Source organism: Arthrobacter sp. 10L424 (assembly GCF_056395325.1).
In genome coordinates this window covers 98460-120530 of sequence record NZ_JBFTJH010000005.1, presented here as the reverse complement: position 1 = coordinate 120530, position 22071 = coordinate 98460, and the positions used below count along the sequence as shown (strand labels likewise).

The following is a 22071-nucleotide window of genomic DNA, read 5'->3' as shown; positions in this document are numbered from 1 at the left end:
GGCCCATGACCGCTCACCACCGCTCCCGGTACAGCCGGTACAGGGGAGGGCCGGATCCGCTCGCCCCGCCGGTGGACCTGGCGGAGGCGCTGGACGCCGTCGCCGAGGACGTGATGGCCGGCTACTCGCCCCGGCACGCCCTGCAGGAATACCTGCGGCGCGGCGGCCGCAACCGGGAAGGCCTCGACGACCTCGCCGGCCGCGTCCAGCAGCGGCGCAGTGAACTGTTGGGCCGCCACAAGCTGGACGGCACCCTCAACGAGGTCCAGAAACTGCTGGACACCGCGGTGCTGGAGGAGCGCAAACAGCTGGCCCGCGACGCCATGATGGACAACACCGACCGCGCCTTCCGGGAGATGCAGCTGCAGAACCTGCCCAAATCCACGGCGGCCGCGGTCAACGAACTCGCCTCCTACGACTGGCAGTCCAGCACCGCCCGGGAGGCCTACGAGCGGATCAAGGACCTGCTGGGCCGCGAAATCCTGGACCAGCGGTTCGCCGGGATGAAGGAGGCGCTCGAGAGCGCCACGGAGGAGGACCGCGCGGCCGTGGCCGAGATGCTGCAGGACCTCAACGGGCTCCTCGACAAGCACCGCCGCGGCGAGGACACCGACGCCGACTTCCAGGAGTTCATGGCCAAGCACGGCCAGCTCTTTCCGGAGAACCCGCAGTCGGTCGAGGAGCTGGTGGATGCGCTCGCCCAGCGCGCGGCCGCCGCCCAGCGGCTGCTGCAGTCCATGTCCGCCGAGCAGCGCGAGGAGCTGATGCGGCTCTCCGCCCAGGCGTTCGGCTCGCCGGAGCTTATGGCACAGCTGGGCCAACTCGATGCCAACCTGCAGGCTTTGCGCCCCGGCGAGGACTGGTCCGGCTCCGAACGCTTCGACGGCGAGGAAGGGCTCGGGCTCGGCGACGGCACCGGCGTGCTCCAGGACCTCGCCGAACTGGACGAGCTCGCCGAACAGCTCTCCCAGTCCTACAACGGCTCGCGCCTGGACGACTTGGACCCGGACGCCCTCGCCCGCCAGCTGGGACAGGACGCCGCGGTGTCGGCACGGACCTTGGCGGAGATCGAGCGGGCCATGCACGACGGCGGCTTCCTGCAGCACGGCGCCGACGGCGACCTCAGACTCTCCCCGCAGGCCATGCGGCGGCTCGGCCGGGCGCTGCTGCGGGACACCGCCAAGCAACTCTCCGGCCGGCAGGGCCGCCGGGAAACGCGTGTTGCCGGGGCGGCGGGGGAGCAGACCGGCTCCAGCCGGCCATGGGAGTTCGGCGACGCCGAACCGTGGGACGTCACCCGGACCATCACCAACGCGATCCGCCGCACCATCGCCGACGGCGGCGACCCGCGCCACGGACTCCGTCTCGCCGTGGACGACATCGAGGTCACGGAGACGGAAGCGCGCACGCAGGCCGCCGTCGCGCTGCTGGTGGACGTGTCCTTCTCGATGGCCGCCCAGGGGCGCTGGGTGCCGATGAAGCGCACCGCGCTGGCCCTGCACCACCTCGTGTCAACCAAGTTCCGCGGCGACCGGCTGCAGCTGATCAGCTTCGGCCGCTACGCGCGGACCATGGACATCGGCGAGCTCACGGCCCTGCCGGCCTTCCGGGAACAGGGCACCAACCTGCACCACGGGCTGCTGCTGGCCGGCCGGTTCTTCCGCCAGCACCCGTCGATGCAGCCGGTCCTGCTGGTGGTGACCGACGGCGAACCCACTGCGCACCTGCTGGCCGACGGCGAATCATGGTTCGCGTATCCGCCGGACCCGGAGACCATCCGCGTGACGGTGGCCGAGCTGGACCGGCTGGGGCGCACCGGCACACAGGCCACGTTCTTCCGGCTGGGCGACGACCCGGGCCTGGAACGCTTCGTCGCCCGGATGGCCCGCCGGATCGACGGCCGCGTCGTGGCGCCAGACACCGGGGACCTGGGCGCCGCCGTCGTCGGGGAGTACCTCCGCGCGCACTTCCGCGGGCGGGCGTACGGCGAGGATGACTGGGCGAAGTAGGCGAAAGTACCGCACCCGCCGGATGGGGCTCAGTACCTCCTGCGCCCCAGCTCGGATGCCGCACGAGGAACCCCGAGTATCCCGCAGCGCCAGCGGCCGCGGGGCCGCGCAAAACCCGTTGACATCCAGGGTGAAGGGGGTCTATTGGTTGGCATATCCAACACATTCAGACCGGCCTAGGAGCAGAAATGGAAGCCGCGCCCTACGGAGTCGTGCACTTTTTCGCAGGAGCCACGAAGGACCAGTACGAAGCCTCAATAGCCGCTGTTCACCCGGGTGAGGGGCTGCTGCCCGAAGGCCAGATCTTCCATGCCGCCGGCGCGTCTGCCGGTGGCTGGACGATCATGGCTATCCATGAGTCGAAGGAGAGCTGGGAGAAATTCCGCGACGGCATCCTGCTTCCCCAGATGCAGCAGGGGATCGAGGGAGGATTCTCGTCGCCGCCCGAAGAGACCGTCATCGATCTGTACAAGGTCCTGCCTTAGTGTTGCGGGAGGGCGCCGCTGACCGGTGTGAATCGCCGCGATGGGTGGTGTCCCCACATCCCGTAAATCGTGCGTCGGCCGGCCGGCGGATGCTCGGCGATGCCGTCGGCTTAGGCTGTAACTATGAGCCAACCGCTGGACGAGGGTCCGTTCTTTCACGGCACGAAAGCCAACCTCCGGGACGGTGATCTCCTGCGGCCGGGTTTCAGGTCGAATTACCGTCCCGAAGTGGTGATGAACCACATCTATTTCACCGCTCTGCCGAACGGTGCGGGACTGGCTGCGGAACTCGCGCCGGGTGATGACGCCCCGCGGGTCTACGCTGTCGAACCAATCGGGGCATTCGAAAATGACCCGAACGTGACCGACAAGAAATTCCCCGGCAACCCCACCCGGTCCTATCGCAGCAGCGACCCGCTCAGGGTCGTCGGCGAAGTCACCGATTGGACCCGGCTGGAGCCCGAGGCGCTGCAGGCGTGGAAAGAGCGCCTGGCAGTACTCCTTGCGGACGAGCGAGGCGAAATCATCAACTGACGGCCGACCGGCGTCGTACCTCGCGCTACGCGGTGGCACAGCGGCTGGATTCTCCCGCCGTCGGTCTTGAGCCGTTGGGTTCGATCACCATAGGGTGATGCCAACAGCAAGCACTTCAGGAGATGACATGTCCCTCGTTCGCGTGCATAACTTCTCGGTCTCCCTCGACGGCTTCGGCACCGGCGAGGGCCAGCAACTCGACGCTCCGTTCGGTCACGCAGGCTCACGGCTGATGGAGTGGGCTTTCGAGACGCGCACCTTCCGCGAGATGGGCATTCACGGGGAATCAGAGGGGACCCTCGGCGTCGACGAGGCGTTCGCCGGTGCGTGGGGGCCCGGAATCGGCGTGGAGATCATGGGGCGCAACAAGTTCGGCCCGCAACGCGGTCCCTGGGAGGACGAGGAATGGAAAGGATGGTGGGGCGATAATCCTGTCTTCCACACCCCCGTCGTTGTCCTGACCCACAATCCCCGGCCGGTACTGGAGATGGAGGGCGGAACAACGTTCCATTTCGTTGACGCCGACCCTGTCTCCGCGCTCGAGCAGGCCCGCGCCCTGGCCGGCGACCGCGACGTCCGGATCGGTGGCGGCGTCAGCACGATTCGGCAGTTCCTCGAGGCCGATCTGATCGACCACATGCACATCGTCCTCGTGCCGATCGTCCTGGGCCGGGGCGAACGGCTCTGGGATGGACTCGAAGGGCTCGAACAACGTTTCGACGTCGAGGCGACCCCGTCCCCATCCGGAGTTGTCCATCTGATCTTCACCCGTCGCGCGGGCCGGTAAGCCGGCCTGGGGGTCGTCGGACAAGGCAAAGCATCGGACTGCATGCCGGAACCAAGGAAGGCGGGTTTCTGAATGGCGGTAATGCCACCAGCCACGCTGGAAGTGAACGACACCGTCGTCCAGCGCCTCGTCCGCGACCAGCGGCCCGACCTCAGCGATCGTCCTCTAGCGCGGGTTGCGAACGGCTGGGACAACGCGACCTTCCGGCTCGGTGACGGCCTGGCCGTCCGGTTGCCGCGCCGGGCGGAGGCCGTGCCGCTGATACTGCATGAGCAGCGCTACCTCCCCGACATAGCCCGCCGCTCCCCGGCTGCGGTTCCTGTCCCCGTCCACGCCGGCAGGCCGACGCGGGACTTTCCCTGGCCGTGGAGCATCGTGCGGTGGGTCCCCGGAGACGCTGCGGCCGACGTCGGCCCGGAAGGCCGCGGGCCGGCCGCCGAAGGGCTGGCCGGTTTCCTCCGCGCCCTGCACGTGCCCGCCGACACCGGCGTCCCGGTGAACCCTTTCCGCGGCGTACCGCTGCTGGACCGTGACTCTGCGGTGGTGGAACGGCTCGGGGACCGCGACCGCTACCCGCAGGCTGCGGCGCTGAAAGCGGTGTGGGCGCAGGCCCGTGCCGCTCAACCCTGGGACGGTCCGCCGATGATGCTCCACGGGGACCTACACCCGGGCAATGTCCTGCTGGCGGACGGCGGCTCGCTGGCCGGCGTCATCGATTTCGGCGACGTCGGGGCAGGGGACCCGGCCGTCGATCTTGCGGTGGGATGGCTGATGTTCGACGCCGGCGCCCGCCGCCGCTTCATGGGCGCCTTAGGCCCCGAGGTGGACGGGGACACCTGGCTGAGGGCCCGCGGCTGGGCTCTCATCCTGTCCACCGCCCTGCTGAGCAACTCCGACGACAACCCGCGGATGTTTTCCGTGGGAGAGTTCGGGATCAGGCAGCTCCTGGAAGGCTGACTTTGCCTGTGACTCTGACACCGGCGTTAAATGTCGGTGGCTCCTGCCAGGCTGTGGGCATGGAAGGCAGAGCAGTTGCCGAGACGTTGGAGGCCATGGAGGTCTCCCTCGCTGCGATGGCTGCATTTGCCGGTCGCGGAGCCGTGTACGAGGCCCCGGCTGGCGCTGACCCTCTTCGGGACGAAGCGGACGCGTGTCTGGACGGCATGGCTGAGGTGGGCCGCATGGAAGCCAGGCTTGCGGCGCTGAAAGTGCACTTCGCCGCCGGATTCGCCCGTGCTGCCGCCGCCGTGGCGGCCCAAGCCGCTTCCCCGCAGGAGCGCACCGCCCAGATCATGGCGGTGACAGCCGAGGTGGCCTGTGTCCTAACCGTGAGTGAAAGATCGGCGACGGCGCTCCTGGCGGAGTCAGCAGCCCTGACCACCGAGTTGCCCCTCACACTGTCTGCACTGCAGGCCGGAAGCATTTCATGGCAACACGCGCGGGTGATGTGTGACGAAACGTCCGGCCTGGACCCCGCCGGGGCGGCAGCTTTGGAGGCTCATTTCTTGGACCCCGACGCTGCCTTTGCCGCGCGTGGCTGCCCGGCGGGGGAGTTGGTTCCGGGCAGGTTCCGGACCAAAGCGCGCCGATGGCGTGAGCTGCACCATCCTGTAAACATCGAAGCGCGCCACCGCAAGGGTGTGGAGGACCGGCGGCTGGAATATGTGCCAGACCGCGACGGCATGGCCTGGCTCTCGGCCTATGTGGCTGCGGATGTGGCGGTGGGCGTATGGTCCCGCGCCACGGAGGCGGCGCGTGCCATGCAGGGGCCGAATGAATGCCGGACCCTGACCCAGCTCCGTGCGGACGTCGCCGCTGACTGGCTGCTGGCGGGGGTGGCGAAAGGATCTCCGTCACCCAAGGCGCAGGTTCTGGTGACCGTGCCGGCGCTGTCTCTTTTGGGCGCCGCGTCGGAGCCAGCCACGCTGGACGGGTATGGTCCCATTCCTCCGAGCATGGCCCGCAGGCTTGTGGGCGATGGCGCAGATTCGTTCCTGCGTGTCCTGACCGATCCGCGCAATGGAGCGCCGCTGGAGATCGGACGGACCAGCTACCGGGTTCCGAAAGCGATGCGCCAATGGTTGCGGCTTCGGGACGGCCGGTGCCCTTTTCCGGGCTGCCATAACCATTCTCTGGACAACGAAGCGGATCACGTGTTGGCCTGGTCCGAGGGAGGCGGCACAGGCATCACCAACCTTGGCCAGCCATGCCGCCGGCATCACCGCCTCAGGCACACCACAGCATGGAGGCCGGTTGACGCCACCCGGGACCAGCCACCCGGGTGGATCTCGCCTGCCGGACGCTCGTACCCCAGCGAACAACAAGACTGGGAACCTCCAGACTGGCCGCGGTACCTCGGCGCTGCGGGTGAAGGCTGGGAGTTGGAACCGCCCGACTGGCTGGACGAAGGTGCCAGTGCCGTCGGACCCGAAGATACCGGGCCGGCATTGCCAGCGGATCCCTTTCCTGACTGGGCACTATTCATCGCGGCGTAGGATCGCGCTCCGTGTTCCAGCCGGATGTCCTCCGCCCTCCGTAACCTTCCTGCTCACCGGACGGCGGCGGGCTCCCGCCTCACCCAAACGCCAGCCAACGACGGCGAGACATCCCGCCGTCGTTCGCTGCGCAAGGGCTATCAAGATATCCGTGCTACGTGCCCGGGATCTCGGCCGGGCGGAGTCAAGCTAGTGCCAGAGCCCCAGTGCGAATTCTGCGATCACGGTGGAGAGCAGGAAGGACGCGGTGATGGCCACCAGGCCTACGGGGATGATCTTCCAGCCGATCGTCTTCAGCAGCGGAATGTCTTTGCCCAGGGACAGGCCCGCGAGCGTCAGCATGACCGTGGCGATGGACAGGAAGTCCACGGACTTGATGATCGTGGTGAGGGCTGCCGCGCCGAAGAACCACGGGCTCGAGATATAGGCGCCGATGGTGGTGATGTAGACGATCGCCGAAATCTTCTTAGTGACCTTCGCCAGTGCGATGCTGACCAGGACCAGGGCGAGCATGATCGCGTACCCTTCGACGATGGTCAGGCTGAAGCCCTTGGCCGCCACCGAGGCGGTGCCGATGCCCAGGACCGTGAGGACGGACAGTGACAGCCACAGCGGAAGCCTGATGGGTGCCGCGGACTCGGCTACCTGCTCGCGGAACCGGCGGTTTTCTTCGGCCTGCGCCTCGTCCCGCTCGACGTCAGCCTGGCCGCGCTCCGCGGGGGCTCCTGCTGCCGCGGCCCCTGCGGCGACGGTCGCGGTTTCGCGGCTCTGCTTGCGGGTAAGGACCCGGTAGAAACGGTCGGCCAGCGGCAGGGCGATGTAGATTCCGACGTACACGCCGAGGATGGTGGTGATCAGGTTGGACACTGCCGCCATGCCGAGGATCGCGTCCTGGTCGGCGGGGTAGGCCGCGATGATGCTCGCCGAGGACGCCGCCATCATAGAGCCGGACCCCACGCCGGCGCCCATGGCCAGGGCCAGGGGATCGAAGATCTTCCAGTTGGCCACCAGCGAGGTCAGCAGCGTGATGAACACGGCGCCGAAGAGGGTGCCGAAAACGTACATGGCCAGCACGCCCCGGTACTGGTCCGAGTCGGGACCGTACTTCTCGGAGACCATGGCGAAGGACGGTTCACGGTCCAGGGAGAACGTGGCCCCTACCGTTGCCTTGCCCATCCGGAGCAGGACGGCCAGGGGGAGGGCCAGCGCGATGGTGCCCAGCAGGTGGCCCACTTCCTGCAACAGCAGGGCGGGCCCGGCATTGAGCAGGCTGGGAAGGCTGGGGCCGATGTTGAACGCCAGCCTGGCCACCAGGAGCAGCACGGCCACGCCCACCAGGGCCGCGGCGACCCGCTGCAGGTCCAGGCCCAGGGGCTTGAACTTCTGGATCGAGACCAAAAGGCCCAGGATGAGGCCCCAGACCATGGGGAAGATGACGATCGCGCCGATCCCGACGTCGATCTTGGCCTGGCCGATCAGCTGGACGGCGACGGCAATGACGAAGGCCAAAGCGGCGATCGGAAGCGTCAGCCGGGCACCAGCTTTGTCTATCCGCGCGGTTCCGGTGCTGGTAGTCATGATGTGCCTTCCTGGGTGAATGTGCGACGGCGGTATGCCGCTTGGGTGAAGCGCGCCCGTTCGGTGGGGTTTGAGGCTGCGCCGGCGACGGTCCAGGCCAGCGCGGTGGCTGCCTCGAACATCACCGCGTACGCCTCCGGGGAGTCGGCAAGTGCGGCGAACGCGTGGGAGTGGATGGGCACGTCCGCGCCGGGAATGCTCAGCCAGGGATGCAGGGACGGGATGACCTGGGAGATGTTGCCCATGTCGGTAGAACCGCCGCTGAGGCCGGCCGAGGGCGAGATGTCCTTGCCAAACGTCTCCATCGCCTCGGTCCAGTGGGCTGCCAGCGCGTTGTCCTGGAGCAGGGGTTCGTAGAGGGGTTCCGTTGACTCGATGGCCAGCGTGGTGCCGGTGGCGAGGGCTGCCCCTTCGAAGCAGCGGCGGACGCGCTCCAGCAGAGCCTCGTACTCCGGAAGTGTGAAGGCCCGGCACTCGAACTGGACCACGGCGCGTTCCGGAATGATGTTGGTGACGTGGCCGGCCTCGGCGACGTACAGGGCCACGCGGTGGTCGCTGGGGATCTGCTGGCGCAGCAGCCCGACGGCCACCTGGCTCAGCACGGCCGCGTCGGCGGCGTTCACGCCCTGGTGCGGGGCTGCTGCCGCGTGCGCCGCCTTCCCGGTGAACGTTGCCTTGTACCGGCCCACGGCCTGCGCGCTGGTTCCCGCCGGGTTGTAGGTCACGCCGTCCTGGACGGGATGGACCATCAGAGCCAGGCCGACGCCGTCGAACGCGCCCTGTTCCAGCAGGATCGCCTTGCCGCCGCCGTGCTCCTCGGCCGGTGTTCCGATCGCCTTCAGCGTGATGCCAAGCTGGTCCACGTAGGGCTGCAGGGCAAGGGCCGCGGCGACGGAGGCACCCGCAATGAGGTTGTGCCCGCATGCGTGCCCGATGTTGGGGAGCGCATCGTATTCCACGCACAGGGCCACCGTCAGGTCGCCGTTGCCGGCGCTCGCGGTGAAGGCTGTGGGCAGGCCGCCGGTGCCGCGTTCAACCTCGAAGCCGCCGGCTTCCAGTAGCGCCGCCGCCGCTTCGGCCGAGCGGACCTCCTCGAAGGAGATCTCCTTGGCGGCGTGGATGTCCCGCGCCAGGGCCAGGACCTGCGGTTTCCAGTCGTCGACGCCGTCCGCGAGGGTGGCGCGGAGGGCCGCCAGGGCGGCGGTTGTGTCTGTCAGTTCCATGAGTATCTGCCTGCTCTAGTAGGGCACTGTGGTGGGTCGCGTTAGTAGGACAGCGACGGGAAGGGCGAGCCGGCCGCCCGGGTGGGGACCCAGATGGCCTTCGTCTGCGTGTACTCGTCCAGGACTCCGGGACCGGACGAACGGCCGTGGCCGGAATCGCCGAATCCGCCGAACGGAACCGCCACGTGGATGGTCTTGTAGGAGTTGATCCAGAACGTTCCGGCCTTGACCTCGCGGGCGATGTGGTGCGCGCGGGAGACGTCGGAGGTCCACACGGCTCCGGCCAGGCCGAAATTGGTGTTGTTGGCGCGGGCGATGGCCTCCGCCTCGGTGTCGAACGCGTCGGCGCCCACCACGGGGCCGAAGACCTCCGTGGTTTCGAGGCGGTTCTCCGGCGTCACGCCGTCGAGCAGGGTCGGCATGACCCAGTGCCCGCCGGCCAGCCCGGACCCGGCGACGGCATCCGGAAGCGTGGCCCCGGTAACCCGGCGTCCGCCGTCGCTCAGTCCTGCCTCGATGAGGGAGGTGACGGTGGCGAACTGCTGGGCTGTGATGATGGGGCCCACCTCAGTGTCCGCGCTCAGGGGGTCGCCGACGCGCAGCAGCGCGGCCTTCCCGGCCACCAACTCAACGAAGCGGGCGTGCACGCTGCGCTCCACCAGGAGCCGTGATCCGGCGACGCAGGACTGGCCGGCGCCGGAGAAGATTGCGGAGATGGCGCCGTCGGCGGCGCGGTCCAGGTCGGCGTCGGCGAATACGATGTTCGCGCTCTTGCCGCCTAGTTCCAGCAGCGCGGGGATCCCGGCCTGCGCGGCCGCGACGGCGACGCGGCGCCCGGTGGGGACGGACCCGATGAAGCTGACTTTGCCGACGCGGCGGTCGCTGGTGAGGGCGGCGCCCACGGTCTGGCCCAGTCCCGCCGCGACGTTGAACACGCCGGCCGGCAGGCCTGCTTCGTGGGCCAGCTGGGCGAGCCGGATGGACGAGGCCGGGGTGAATTCGCTGGGCTTGATGATCACGGCATTGCCGGCGGCCAGCGGCGCGGCGGAGTTCCAGCCCGCGGTGAACAGGGGGGCGTTCCACGGGGTGATGGCGACGACGACGCCCCACGGGACGCGTTCGGTGTACGTGTGCCACGCCCCGGGAACGGGAATGGTCTGACCCGTCAGCTTGTCCGCCCAGCCGGCGTAGTAGCTGAACATCTCGGCCACCTTGGCGGCTTCGACGCGGGCGTCCCGGATGGGCTTTCCCGTGGTGGCGGACTCGAGGATGGCAAGTTCCTCCGCGTGGGCTTCCACGGCGCGGCTGACGTTGCGCAGGATGGCGGCCCGTTCGAAGCCGTTCATGCCGGCCCAGACGGCCGCGCCCGCCGTCGAGCTTTCCAGGATGGCGTTGGCGCCCTCGGCTCCGGGGTCGGCGTAGCTGGCAAAAGGTTCCCCCGTGGCCGCGGCCGTGAGCGTGATGCTCTCTCCGCTGCCGGTAACGGTCCTGCCGTCAAGGAAGGCGCCGAGGCCGGACGGGAAGGCCGAGTCCAGGACCGCCCGGGCGGTGGCGGCCGAGGAAGAGGCGGGTGCTGTGGTGATGCTCAATGTGGTGTTCCTTTGGGGCTAGGGGGCTAGGGGGCTTAGGCGACGGCGGGGGTGCCGGGTGTGGTGTCGCTCTTGGCGGCGTTTGTCGTCTCAGGCGCACCGGCGGGCGTGATGGCCGGGGCAACGGTCCTGGCGATTTCGGTGAAGTCTGCCCGCGGTCCGAGGACGGCGAGGGCGTTCTGCCACTGGTCCGCCACGGCCGCCAGCAGGGCGGGCGTTTCGCCGATTTGGGCGGCAACGTCCACGGCGAGGGCGGCGTCGCGGGCCATGAGGCCCAGGGAGAAGCCGGAATCGTGGGTGCCGGTGAGCACCCAGTTCGGGTACATGTTCGCGGAGACCTTGCTGCCGCCGGAGGCCTCGCTGATGCTGGCGGCCGCCGTGGCGGGGTCGATTCCGTAGGCCTTGGCGACGCCCAAAGCCTCGCCGACGGAGACCAGGTTCGCCGCGGCGAGGACGTTGTTGAGGAGCTTGACCACGTTGCCGCTGCCGGGGCCTCCGATGTGGCTGTACTTGCCGCCCGTGAGTGCGAGCAGGACAGGCTCTGCAGCGGCAAGCGCAGCATCGGTTGCCCCGACGAACGCGCTCAGGGATCCCGTGGCTGCGCCGTCGCGGCCGCCGGAGACCGGCGCGTCCACGAACGCTGCCCCCTGCGCGTCGGCGAGGGCGGCCATTTGCTGGCTGGTGGCCGGCTCGGAGGTGGTGGTGTCAATGATCGCGACCGTTCCCGGTGCCGCGAGGAGCTGGGGCACGGTGGCTTCCACAACGCTGGCCGCAGGCAGGGAGAGCACCGCGTACGGGGTCCCGGCGAGATCGGCCAGGCTGGCGGTGGTGGGGATCCCCGCGTCCGCGGCTCCGGCCCGGGCTGCCTCGGAAGGGTCGAAGCCGGTGACGGCCCAGCCGGCCCGGTGCAGGGTGGCGGCCATCGCTCCGCCCATGGCGCCGAGGCCTATGACGGCTACGCGGCGGTTGGTGCTGGTGTTCATGAGGTACTCCTGGGAAGGTATTGCGGGGCTGGGGCGGGGCGGGGTGTTGGGAAGCGGGCGTTGGGAAGCGGGAGTGTGCTGGGTCAGTCGAGGTAGATGTCCAGGTCTTTCCACAGCTGCTGGGTGCGGCGGATCGCGGCGCGGCTGCGCTCGGGGTGCGCTGCCTCCATTCCCGCGAGCAGGCCGTAGACCAGAGAGTTTGCGGCGGTGACGGACTGGAAGAAGGAGATTCCTTCCGAGGCCACCACCAGGAGGTGGTCCGCCGCAGCCGCCAGGCGGCCGCGGCGCATGTCGCTGATGGCAATCACCGTGGCACCTGCCTGCTTGGCGGCTTCGGCGGTGACGATGATCTGCCGGATGGAGCGCCACATGTTGATGACCACCAGGACGTCCCCCGGGCCCAGGGTGTTGGTGCTGGAGGCGAGGTGGACGCCGGCGCGGTTCTCCAGGGTGATGGGGTAGCCCATGGTGGAGCCGAGGTGTGCCATCACGCTGGCGGGGCCTGCGAAGGAACCGAGCCCGACGACGGTGATGGACTTGGCGGCGGCCATGGCAGCGATGGCGGCCTCGGCGTCGTCGGCCGTATTGGAGTCCAGCGTCAGGCGGAGGTTCTCGATGTCGTGATTCAGCGCGTCATGGAGCGGGCTGCGGTGTTCGCCATGCTCGGTCAGGGTGTCCTCGGTGGAGATCATCACGAGGTACCGGGAGCGCAGCTCGCGCTGAAGGTCGGGCCAGCCCCGGTAGCCCAGGTGCTGTGCCGCCCGGACCACCGTGGAGTTGTTAACGTCCGCGCGCTGGGCGATCTCGGCGATGTCCGCATAGGAGGAGAGCTGCGGGTTGCGGCCGATGACATCGACCACCCGGCGCTGGGCTTTGGACAGCGGAACGTCGGGAAGCACGTCACCGAGCCAGGCATGGGAAATGTTGCCGGCGCCATTGCCGCTGGCCGCGTTGGCTTCCAAGTCGACCGCGTTGGTATTCAAGTCCGGACCTCTTCTGTAATCTGGCTCACTCTGCAAGTGCGATTGCATCAAATGTACTCTGCAATTTTGTTTGCGGCTAGGGGTTTGCGGTTCCCGCTTGTAAATCGTCGTTGTGGTGGCCGCCGGACTGCGCCACCATGATCGTATGAACGCTGAAACACCGAAGGTGGAGGTGAACCTTCCCCAGGCTGTGCTCCTTCTGGCGACGAACGACAAGGACGGCGAGCCCGTCGTGCCGCAGACCGTGCTCCGGGCCGCCGTCGCCGGGGCAATACTGGCCGAGCTGGACCTGATCGGCGCCGTCGAGCTGCAGGGCAAGCACGTGAGGATTACGGGGACCGACCCGACGACGGACTTCCACCACCAGCTGCAACTCATCCGAGACAAGTCCCGGCCGCACACGCCCAAACGGTGGATCTCGATGCTGGAGAGCCGCGCCGAACTGCACCGGATCTACGAGGGGATGGCGTCGTTGGGTGTGGTGGCCCATGTCGGTGAACGGCACCTGGGCCTGTTCCGGACCACGCGGTACCCGGAGAAGGATCACGCTCCGGAGGCGGCGCTCGTGCAGAAGATCCAGGCCGGGCTGGGCGCTGCACCGTCCGGTTCCGCGCCAGGCGATGCCGGGCCGCCGGATCCCAGGACATCAGCCCTGATCGCGCTGCTCTACGCGGCCGGGCTGCTCGCGAAGATCGCCCCGGCGGCGGATCAAAGCCGGGCAAGGGACATAGCGACCAGTTATTGGCCTGCCCGCGCCTTGGCGGACGAACTTCGGATGATCAAACTCGCGGAGGCAGAAGCAGTCACGTAGCGGACCGCCGTCGGCTGTTGCTCAACGCTCCCTCATGTCCGGCGGCCAATTGCTCAACGCTCCCTCAGGTCTGGCGCCCCGCCGACACGATTGTCACCGCTACCCGACGCTCCGACTCGGGATCTGGCCAGACGCTCAGGCGAGCCCGTACACACGGCGGGCGTTGTCGCGCGCGACGAGCTGCACGATCCTGCGGGCGTCCGCCTCGGAACAGTCGTCGTCGTCGATCCATCCGCCGACCACTTTGGAGATGGCGTTGCGCCACAGTCTCGCTCCGAGGTAGTGCAGTTCGGCCGGGCCGAACGCGTCGGAGGAGTACAGGACTTTCGTGAAGGGGGCCAGCTCGAAGGAACGGGCCACCAGGTCCCTGCTCCGTGTCCCGGTGTAGTTCACGGCCAGGCCCACATCGAGGTAGACGTTTTCAAAGGCGTGGGCCAAATAGCCGGCTTCACGCTCAAACGGATAGCAGTGGAGCAGCATGATGGGTGTGTCCCGCACATCGGGGGACCGCAGAAAGTCCAGAAGGTACAGGGGATTGGTCTTGTGGAGGTCGAGGTCGCGGTCACCTAACCCCACATGGAACTGCAGCGGAAGCTTCATCGACACGGCCGTGTGGATCCCGTGGGCAAGGAGGGGCACATCGGTGAGCCTCACGGGGGTGCCGGCGCGCAGGTTCTCCTGCCAGCGGCGGGCCGCTTCAACCACCGCGGCCGGTGTGGGCCGGCTGAGATCCTGGTCAAATCCCGCGCGGTAGGCGAGTACTGTTTTGAAGCCCACGGCGCTGCGGGTCAGCTCTTGAAGCCGCTGGCCGAACTCTTCGACGTAATCGCCAGGGTTGTCGATCTCCTGGATCAGCGACTCGGCGACCAGTTCCAGCCGAACGATCTGGTGGCTCCGCCCACCCGAGACCTCGGCCATGCCCGCCATGCCGAGGTAGCCAGGCGCATCAAGACCAGTATCGATCAGCCAGTCGCTCACGCCGGCAGCGCGGGTCATGCGCGTGCAAACCTCGAGTTCGCCAAGCTCGGAGCGCCGGCTCCAGTAGTCCGCCGGTGAGGCGTGCCGTGGCAAATCAAGAATGCCGCTGCACCAGCGTCGGATGGCGAGCCCGATTTGGGTGTTGTACGCGTCCCCGGGGTGGGCCAGCGGTTCGGTGCTTCCCTCGTTGAGCGCGTTTTGGAAGCGGGCCTCGTCGCCGTCGGCGCGAAACGCGCCATGCACGTGGTGATCGATGAGGCTGACGTGGTCAACGAAGTCCGGGAAGGACCCGCCGGCCATCAGATCGACCAGGCAAGTCGAAAGCGTCCCGCCAGCTCTTCCGGCGGGAGTCCCGCGGAGATCCGCTGTTCGTAGCGCCGGACGGCCACCGTGGCATCGACGATGGCGTCGCCGAGCAGCCCGCGCGCCAGGCGTGACGTGTCCAGCGTGTCGATGATGACGGCGGGGGAGTCCGGGAGCAGCCGGATGTTGGCCCGGCGCCGCTCGTCTTCGGAGAGCCGTCCGGGGTCGCCGGGGACCTGTGGCGGAAGCCTGCGCCCGTGGCGGATGCCGTCGAGGGCGAGCGCAAGGATGGCTGCGGACGCGAGATACACGTTCGACGACGGGTCGATGATTTTCACCTCGACGTTGGCTCCGTGCGGGTTGCTCTCGCCCTCCTCCAGGAACCGCACCGAGGCCTCCCGGTTTTCCAGGCCCCAGCACAGGTAGGCTCCCGACCACGTGCCGGGGGCCAGGCGGCTTCCGGACAAGACTGATCCCGTGAGGAAGCCCTGGATCTCGGGGAGTCCTGCGATGATGCCGCCGATGGCCGCGCCGCCCTCCTCGCGGATGCCGTGCGGTCCGCCGCCGCCGGAGAACAGCGGCACGCCGTCCTTGTGGAGCGAAAAGTGCTGGTGGGCGCCGTTGCCGACCGTGCCGGCAAAGGGCAGCGGGGAGAACGAGGCCTGCATGCCGTGGGCCCGGGCGGTGATGCCCACGATGAACTTGGCCAGGACCACGGTGTCCGCGGCCTGAACCGGCGAAGCGGGAGGGAGGGAGAATTCGAACTGGTTTCTGCCGTACTCGGCGTGGAGCTGCTCCGCCGGAACGCCGGCCTGGTCCAGTGCAGACAGGAGATTCTCGAGGAATTCCGCCCGGTCCAGCAGGCCGGTTGCCCCGTACGGAACCCAGAGTGTGGTGTCCAGCGCTGAACCGTCCGAGGCGACGAGGACGAATTCCAGTTCGTGGCCCACGAGTGCCCGGTACCCGGCTGCGTCCAGGCTCCCGTCGACGTCGGCCAGCAGTCCGCGGGCGCAGGCCGGAGATGCGGTTCCGTCTTGTTCGAAAAGGCTGCCAGGCGCCCAGGCCCGGCCGCCCGGCAGGATGCGGAGCCCCTCGATATCGATCTTCAGGCGCAGATCGCCCACGGTGGTGATGGTGTCCGTGAACGCTATCCCGCCGTCGATCGCGAAGACATGCCAGACGGGGGCGGCGCCCATCCCGGACTGGTGGAAGGCGCCGAGCCGGGCCAGCGGGACGCTCTTGGCCAGCGTGATGCCCGAAGCGTTCACCACCGTGCCGATCACGGTGCGGACGCCGGCCTCCTGGAGCTCGTGCTGAGCCTTGGCGACAGCGGATTCGTCCGCTGATGCGATGTACGCCATGCGCTCATCATGCGACGCATGCCAACCCCAATGAAAGAGTCGAAGGATGCGCCGGCTTTTGGCTTGCACCGTGGGTGCGGCCGCACCAGCGTCAACGGCGCCATCCACGCGTTCGCCGCCGTTCGACGACGCCGACTGGGCCAAAGAGGCGGCCGAAGTGAAGGCGAACAGGCCCCAGGAGGACTCCCGGGCGCCGGCAAGTCCAGCCGAAGATCAGGGGTACCTTGGGCATCCGAACCTGCTCCTGATACTTCGGCGTTCGTACGGCGGGGCCACGGCGGTTGTCAGGGCAGGGCCGACGAACCCGGCTTGGTGACTTCTACCAACTCGCCCGCCCTGTCTATCCGCGCAAAATGTTCGTCCATGGCGTTCATTGCCTCGCCCGGACTCCCTGATTTGAGCGCGTCGAGTATGTTCCGGTGCAGGCTGCGGAGCACCTCGGCGTCGGAGGACAGCGTCCGCATCCGGGCTCGTCGTTCGGTAACTGACTGCGCGATGAGGTCGCCAACTGCCTCCGACAGGAAGATGAGGGCAGCGTCTCCAGATGCCTGGAATAGTGCCGTGTGAAACTCCAGGTCGGCCGCGTAGAGCTCATCAGGGTCGGTGGCAGCTTCCATCCGCAGTACGGCCTCCTCCACATGCGCGATGGGGACGGGCTTGCCTACGGTGGCAGCCAATCGGGCGGCTTCCCGTTCCAGGGCCACGCGTACGGATTGGAATGCCGTCGCCGAGGACAATGCCGACGCGTGGAGGCCGGTCCGCAATGCCACTGCCACGTCCTGAGGCTTCATGACACGGGTGTATGTCCCACCCGCGCCTTTGCGCTCCAGGGCACCCATCGCCTCAAGCATCCGCAACCTGTCCCGCAGGGCGGTCCGGGAGCATCCCCAGCGCTCAGCGAGGTCGCGCTCCGAGGGAATTCTCTGGTCCGGCCCAACTTCGTCAACAAGTTCCAGCAGGCGGTCCAGCAGGTTGTCGTCGGACACTGAAAGCCTCAATTCACGTTCGATTCGCGATGCCCGGCACAAGTGTGGCCGATGGTTCATCTCATCCTATCTTGGACCTACCAAGCGTGTGGTCCGGGGAGGCTGCCCGCTTGGGTCGGCCAAAAGAGTCTCGCCAAAAGACTGGACTCTTGGTAAGACCAAGATTACTATTTGGAGTGACCTAGATTATATCCGGTAGTTCCACCGTCCCGTCGATAAGCACGAGATGCCGTTGGCACACCACCCCGATCGGAAGGAAGCCCTGTGGACGTTGTAGTCAACCAGGACATTCTTGGCAGCGAAACTGAAGCCGACATCAGCGAATGGCTGATCGAAGACGGCAGCGAGGTGACGGCGGGCCAGGCTTTGGTGGAATTGGAAACCTCAAAAGTGCAGGTTGAGGTCACCTCCCCCATGGCGGGAGTCATCACCCTCATCGCGGCGGAAGGCGACGTCATCGAGCCCGGCGCCATTATTGCCAGGATTGCGTAAACCCATGGCCACTCCTCAAACAACGGAGCTGAACGTCTTCGATCCGGCTGCAGACGGTACGGCGGCGCTCAAATCAATGACCGCCATCCGCGAATTCGAATCGCGCCTCCCCGGCTATTCCCGAGAAGGACTCATCCGCGGCTCGACCCACCCCTCCGTGGGGATGGAAGCCATCGCGGTCGGCGTCTCCCACTCCCTACGCGCGACAGACAGCATTGCCAGCAACCATCGCGGCCACGCCCACTGCCTGGCCAAGGGTGCCGACGCGGGCCGTACCCTTGCTGAAATCCTTGGCCGCCGGGACGGCTACTGCGGAGGCAAGGGCGGCTCTATGCACATCGGCGTGAAGGAACTTGGGATCCTCGGTACCAACGGCATCGTTGGAGCTGGCATTGGTCTGGCAACGGGAGCTGCTTTGGCGGCGCAACAACAAAACAGCGGCGACGTCGCCGTCGCGTATTTTGGCGACGGCGCCAGCAACCAGGGCGTATTGGCAGAAAGCTTCAACTTGGCCGCCATCTGGAAGCTTCCGGTGATCTTCGTCTGCGAAAACAACCACTTCGCCCAATCCGCAACCCTTGAAGAAATGGTGGCCCAGCCCGAGCTGCGCCGCCGCGGCGAGGCCTATGGGGTCCCTTCGTATGACGTCGACGGCATGGACGTCGAAGCCGTCGCAAACGTCACCGCAGAAGCAGTGGAGCGCGCCCGCCGCGGGCTCGGCCCCACCTTCATCGTCGCCGACACGTACCGATACCTCGGCCATATGGCGGACGACACGGAGATCTACCGTACGCGGGAGCAGGTCGAGGCGTGGAAGGACCGTGACCCGATCGCCAAGCTTGCCGCCAAGCTTGTGGATCACGGGACGCTGACCCAGGAGGACGTTGACGCCATCGCCGCAGAAGCGGAAGCCGCCGTCGATGCCGCCGAGGCATTCGCGAAGGCCTCGCCCTTCCCCGACATTTCGCAAGCTTTCACCCAGGTCAGTGAGGATCACCGATGAACAAGCCGGCACAGCAGTTGACGATATGGCGCGCACTGAACGCGGCCCTGCATGACGAATTCACCGAAGACCCGGACGTGATGATCATGGGGGAGGACATCACAACCTGGGGAACCGGGGGCGGCATATACGGCGTAACCCGGAAAATGGCGGAGACGTTCGGCAAGCATCGCGTGCGGGACACCCCCATCAGCGAAGAGGCCTTGATCTCCGCAGGAGTCGGTGCTGCGATGGCGGGAACCCGGACCATTGTGGAAATCATGTACTCCGATTTCAGCCTTCTCGGCGCAGATGGCCTGATCAACCAGGCAGCCAAGTCCCGGTACATGTTCGGCGGCCAATTCGCCACGCCGCTGGTTCTCCGCACAAATGGCGGATCAGGTATCGGCAAGGCGGCCCAGCACTCCCAGTCGCTGGAGACCCTCTATGCGCACATTCCCGGCCTCGAAGTCGTCGTGCCATCAACAGCGAACGACGCTTACGGACTGCTGCGTACCGCAATCAAGAGCAACAATCCAACCATCTTCCTTGAGCACAAGGGCCTGTACTACGACAAGGGTCCGGTTACCAAGGAACTCATCCCGTTCGGACAGGCCCGGACCGCCCGTGAGGGCAAAGACATCACGGTCGTCGCCACCCAGCTCATGCTCAGCCGCTCCCTCGAAGCGGCAGAAGAGCTCGCGGAACGCGGCATCGACGTGGAAGTCATTGATCCTCGCACGCTCTACCCCCTGGACATGGATTCCATCTACGCCTCCGTCCAGAAAACGCGCCACCTCGTGGTGGCACACGAAGCCGTCCGGGACTTCGGGTGGGGCGGGGAAATCATTGGCAATGCTGTTCAGGAGTGCTGGAACGAGCTGGATGCGGCCCCTCGGCGGCTCGGAGCCGCCCGCACACCCATCCCCTACAGCGAGGAGCTGGAAAAAGCCGTCATTCCGAGTACCGGAGCTATCGTCGCGGAGATCCTCGCCGCTCTCGGCAGCAAGGTGGCCCAGCCGGCATGACCAGCGCATCAGCCACGCCCCTCGTCGGTTTTCTCGGCATCGGCGCCATGGGCCTGCCCATGGCCCGACGTATCCATGAAAGCGGCCAGCGCGTACGCGCAGTGGACTTGAATCCGGGCCAGGTTGCCAAGGCTTCAGAAATGGGAATCGCGGCGTCCACGGCCCTCGACGATCTCGCCGCCGCTGACGCACTGTTTGTTGTCGTCGCGACAGGCGACCAGCTCCGGGGACTCCTCGACTCCGCCCTGCTGTCAGGGACCGGCAACATCAAGACTGTCGTGGTGCTCAGCACAGTGGGGGTCGACGCCGTGACGGACTTTGCCGGCAGGCTTTCCGACCGCGGAATCAGCGTCATCGACTGCCCCGTCACCGGCGGAGTCAGCGGCGCGGTTGAAGGCCGACTCAGCCTCTTTGTTGCCGGCGACCCGGCGGATGTCGATGCCCTCCGAGGCCCGCTGGAAACCATGGGGGCAGTTCAGGATTGCGGAACCAAGGCAGGCGACGGGCAGGCCTACAAAATGGTCAATCAGCTGCTGGCGGCGTCACATCTCGCCATCGCCGGGGAAGCGCTCGCGTTTGCGCACGCGCTGGGACTCGATCAAGGAAAGGCGCTCAAGGCAGTCAGCGGGGGCGCCGGAGGATCCTGGATGCTGTCAGATCGGGGTCCCCGCATGATCCAGCCGCCGGAACAACGCCCCACCCAGACCCACCTGTCCATCTTCCTGAAGGACACCAGCCTGGTGAAAGCCGCAGCGGCAGGGGCCGGATTCGACGCCAGGATCCTGAACGCCGTGGCCCGGGAATTCGAGCGAGCCTCCCAAGGAGGACTCGATAGGGCAGATGACTCTTCGATCGTGGATGTCGTACGGAGCCTGCCTAGCAATGCCGAACAGAGCCCTCGACAGCGGGCTTAATCAACTCCAGCAATTCATGCCGTTCCCCCAGAACTCAAAGAGGAGATCTTCAGTGGCAACCCAAATCACATCTGATCAGGGCGCCTTGCGCGCCTCCACCCGCCGCAAAGTACTTTGGCGCATCATGCCGTTCCTCATGCTGTGCTACTTCGTGAACTACTTGGACCGAAGCAATATCGGCTTCGCCGGGCCGAACGGGATGAACGAGTCCCTCGGGCTGACGGCCACGGCCTTCGGATTCGCGTCGGGCATCTTCTTCATCGGCTACATCCTGCTTGAAATTCCCAGCAACTTGGCCTTGCACCGCTTTGGAGCCCGGAAATGGATGGCGCGAATCCTCGTCTCCTGGGGCATCGTGGCTGCCCTGACGGCGTTCGTCCAAGACGCCACGATGCTCTACGTCCTTCGTTTTCTGCTCGGGGTGGCGGAAGCCGGATTCACGCCGGGCATCCTCCTGTACCTGACGTACTGGTTTGTCCAGAAGGATCGGGCGCAGGCGTACGCAATGTTCCTCATTGGCATACCACTCTCGTCAGTCATCGGCGCTCCTTTGGCCTCGGGCCTCATCCAGTGGGGAAACAACCTGCTCTTCGGCCTCGACGGCTGGCGCTTCATGATCCTCATCACCGGCATTCCGGCGATCCTGTTGGGTGTCATGTGCTTCTACTACCTCACGGACAAACCGGACCAGGCAAAGTGGCTGACCGAGGAGGAACGTACGCTGCTTGTCCGCGACCTCGCCGACGAGGAAGGCACTTATGTCCAGCACAAGCTGCGCGGCGTCCTGCTCAACGGAAAAGTCTGGCTGCTCGGCCTTGGCTACTTCGGCCTGGTGTTTGGCCTCTACGCCATCGGTTTCTTCCTGCCCACCATCATCAAAGACTTCCAGCAAACATTCGGTATTAAATACTCCGTCATCGAAATCGGGATGCTCACGGCTATCCCGTACGGTTTCGCCGTTGTTTTCACGATCCTCTGGTCGATGCACTCCCGACGCACAAATGACATCGCGGGACACGTCGCCGTCTCTGCTTTGATGGGCGCCGGCGGCATCCTGATCGCGGTCTGGGCGCCGTCGTCGATTGTTACGCTGATCGGCATCAGTATCGCGGCGATGGGACTCTGCTCCGGGATTCCGCTTTCCTTCGGACTGCCTACAAAGTTCCTCACCGGAGTGGGCGCGGCGGCCGGGCTGGCCCTCATCAACACCATCGGCAACCTGGGTGGCTTTGGCGGACCGTTCATCTTCGGCTGGTTCCGCGACCTGACAGGCACCACCAGTGCAGGCCTCTACGTCATTGCCGGCCTGTGCGTGGTGTCAGCCATATTGGCTGTGCGCACAAAACGCTGGACAACCGAGGTTCGGACTGAACGGGTCCCCTCGCGCGTCGGTTAGCAATAGGGCGTGGTTTGAGAGTACGACTACGTAAAACTCCAAGCGGACGACGGCGGGAGGCCGCCGGCGTCGTCTGCTTGGCAGGGTCCTTCCCGGGCGCTAAGGTTCCGGCGGACCCGGATGGCCTCGGCAATCGGCCGGCTGTGACGTCAAC

20 protein-coding genes are annotated in these 22071 nt (G+C 66.8%); 12 read left to right on the top strand and 8 right to left on the bottom strand.

Annotation, left to right across the window (positions count from 1 at the left end):
- The first annotated feature begins 5 nt into the window (after positions 1-5).
- The 6 genes from AC1DC5_RS11485 (at position 6) to AC1DC5_RS11460 (ending at position 6310) form a co-directional block, all read left to right on the top strand.
- Positions 6-2009 carry a vWA domain-containing protein gene (locus AC1DC5_RS11485; RefSeq protein WP_476865191.1) on the top strand — a complete coding sequence of 668 codons (2004 nt, stop codon included), beginning with the start codon at positions 6-8 and terminating at the stop codon, positions 2007-2009.
- A gap of 188 nt (positions 2010-2197) precedes the next feature.
- Positions 2198-2494, top strand: a complete 297-nt coding sequence (locus AC1DC5_RS11480) for a hypothetical protein (RefSeq protein WP_476865190.1) — start codon at positions 2198-2200, stop codon at positions 2492-2494.
- Between the two features lie 123 nt (positions 2495-2617).
- Entirely contained in the window at positions 2618-3028 is a 411-nt protein-coding gene (gene arr, locus AC1DC5_RS11475; RefSeq protein ID WP_476865189.1) for an NAD(+)--rifampin ADP-ribosyltransferase, read from the top strand.
- A 127-nt stretch (positions 3029-3155) separates the two neighbouring features.
- On the top strand, positions 3156-3815 hold the full coding sequence (locus AC1DC5_RS11470; RefSeq protein ID WP_476865188.1) for a dihydrofolate reductase family protein: 660 nt from the start codon (positions 3156-3158) through the stop codon (positions 3813-3815).
- Positions 3816-3896: 81 nt separating this feature from the next.
- Positions 3897-4772, top strand: coding sequence for an aminoglycoside phosphotransferase family protein (locus AC1DC5_RS11465; RefSeq protein ID WP_476865187.1), 876 nt, complete (start codon positions 3897-3899; stop codon positions 4770-4772).
- A gap of 59 nt (positions 4773-4831) precedes the next feature.
- Positions 4832-6310: an HNH endonuclease signature motif containing protein gene (locus AC1DC5_RS11460; protein WP_476865186.1), complete on the top strand. Its 1479-nt coding sequence runs from the start codon at positions 4832-4834 to the stop codon at positions 6308-6310.
- A 189-nt stretch (positions 6311-6499) separates the two neighbouring features.
- Here the strand turns inward: AC1DC5_RS11460 and AC1DC5_RS11455 are convergent, their stop codons facing one another.
- From AC1DC5_RS11455 to AC1DC5_RS11435, 5 genes are all read right to left on the bottom strand, one after another.
- Positions 6500-7888 (bottom strand): DUF3100 domain-containing protein, encoded by a 1389-nt coding sequence (locus AC1DC5_RS11455; protein WP_476865185.1) that lies wholly within the window; start codon positions 7886-7888, stop codon positions 6500-6502.
- Entirely contained in the window at positions 7885-9111 is a 1227-nt protein-coding gene (locus AC1DC5_RS11450) for an amidohydrolase (RefSeq protein ID WP_476865184.1), read from the bottom strand. The genes AC1DC5_RS11455 and AC1DC5_RS11450 overlap by 4 nt, the downstream gene beginning before the upstream one ends.
- Before the next feature lie 41 nt (positions 9112-9152).
- Entirely contained in the window at positions 9153-10700 is a 1548-nt protein-coding gene (locus tag AC1DC5_RS11445; protein WP_476865183.1) for an aldehyde dehydrogenase family protein, read from the bottom strand.
- 35 nt (positions 10701-10735) lie between these two features.
- Entirely contained in the window at positions 10736-11683 is a 948-nt protein-coding gene (locus tag AC1DC5_RS11440) for an NAD(P)-dependent oxidoreductase (protein ID WP_476865182.1), read from the bottom strand.
- Positions 11684-11766: 83 nt separating this feature from the next.
- Entirely contained in the window at positions 11767-12666 is a 900-nt protein-coding gene (locus tag AC1DC5_RS11435) for a MurR/RpiR family transcriptional regulator (protein ID WP_476865181.1), read from the bottom strand.
- A gap of 145 nt (positions 12667-12811) precedes the next feature.
- Here AC1DC5_RS11435 and AC1DC5_RS11430 point away from each other — a divergent pair, with 145 nt between their 5' ends.
- A complete protein-coding gene (locus AC1DC5_RS11430) occupies positions 12812-13477 on the top strand; it encodes a GOLPH3/VPS74 family protein (RefSeq protein WP_476865180.1) in 666 nt (221 codons plus the stop codon).
- 135 nt (positions 13478-13612) lie between these two features.
- Here the strand turns inward: AC1DC5_RS11430 and AC1DC5_RS11425 are convergent, their stop codons facing one another.
- The 3 genes from AC1DC5_RS11425 to AC1DC5_RS11415 form a co-directional block, all read right to left on the bottom strand.
- Positions 13613-14755 carry an amidohydrolase family protein gene (locus tag AC1DC5_RS11425; RefSeq protein ID WP_441405891.1) on the bottom strand — a complete coding sequence of 381 codons (1143 nt, stop codon included), beginning with the start codon at positions 14753-14755 and terminating at the stop codon, positions 13613-13615.
- Entirely contained in the window at positions 14755-16119 is a 1365-nt protein-coding gene (locus tag AC1DC5_RS11420) for a type I glutamate--ammonia ligase (protein WP_476865179.1), read from the bottom strand. The genes AC1DC5_RS11425 and AC1DC5_RS11420 overlap by 1 nt, the downstream gene beginning before the upstream one ends.
- A gap of 284 nt (positions 16120-16403) precedes the next feature.
- A complete protein-coding gene (locus tag AC1DC5_RS11415; RefSeq protein ID WP_441405893.1) occupies positions 16404-17105 on the bottom strand; it encodes a FadR/GntR family transcriptional regulator in 702 nt (233 codons plus the stop codon).
- A 264-nt stretch (positions 17106-17369) separates the two neighbouring features.
- Here AC1DC5_RS11415 and AC1DC5_RS11410 point away from each other — a divergent pair, with 264 nt between their 5' ends.
- From AC1DC5_RS11410 to AC1DC5_RS11390, 5 genes are read left to right on the top strand one after another with little or no spacing between them, the layout of a single operon-like run.
- Positions 17370-17597 carry a lipoyl domain-containing protein gene (locus tag AC1DC5_RS11410; protein WP_441405894.1) on the top strand — a complete coding sequence of 76 codons (228 nt, stop codon included), beginning with the start codon at positions 17370-17372 and terminating at the stop codon, positions 17595-17597.
- A 4-nt stretch (positions 17598-17601) separates the two neighbouring features.
- Positions 17602-18600, top strand: a complete 999-nt coding sequence (locus tag AC1DC5_RS11405; RefSeq protein ID WP_441405895.1) for a thiamine pyrophosphate-dependent dehydrogenase E1 component subunit alpha — start codon at positions 17602-17604, stop codon at positions 18598-18600.
- Entirely contained in the window at positions 18597-19607 is a 1011-nt protein-coding gene (locus tag AC1DC5_RS11400) for an alpha-ketoacid dehydrogenase subunit beta (RefSeq protein ID WP_441405896.1), read from the top strand. Before AC1DC5_RS11405 ends, AC1DC5_RS11400 begins: the two co-directional genes overlap by 4 nt.
- Positions 19604-20521 carry an NAD(P)-dependent oxidoreductase gene (locus AC1DC5_RS11395; RefSeq protein ID WP_441405897.1) on the top strand — a complete coding sequence of 306 codons (918 nt, stop codon included), beginning with the start codon at positions 19604-19606 and terminating at the stop codon, positions 20519-20521. The genes AC1DC5_RS11400 and AC1DC5_RS11395 overlap by 4 nt, the downstream gene beginning before the upstream one ends.
- A 52-nt stretch (positions 20522-20573) precedes the next feature.
- A complete protein-coding gene (locus tag AC1DC5_RS11390) occupies positions 20574-21917 on the top strand; it encodes an MFS transporter (RefSeq protein WP_476865178.1) in 1344 nt (447 codons plus the stop codon).
- Positions 21918-22071 lie beyond the last annotated feature (154 nt).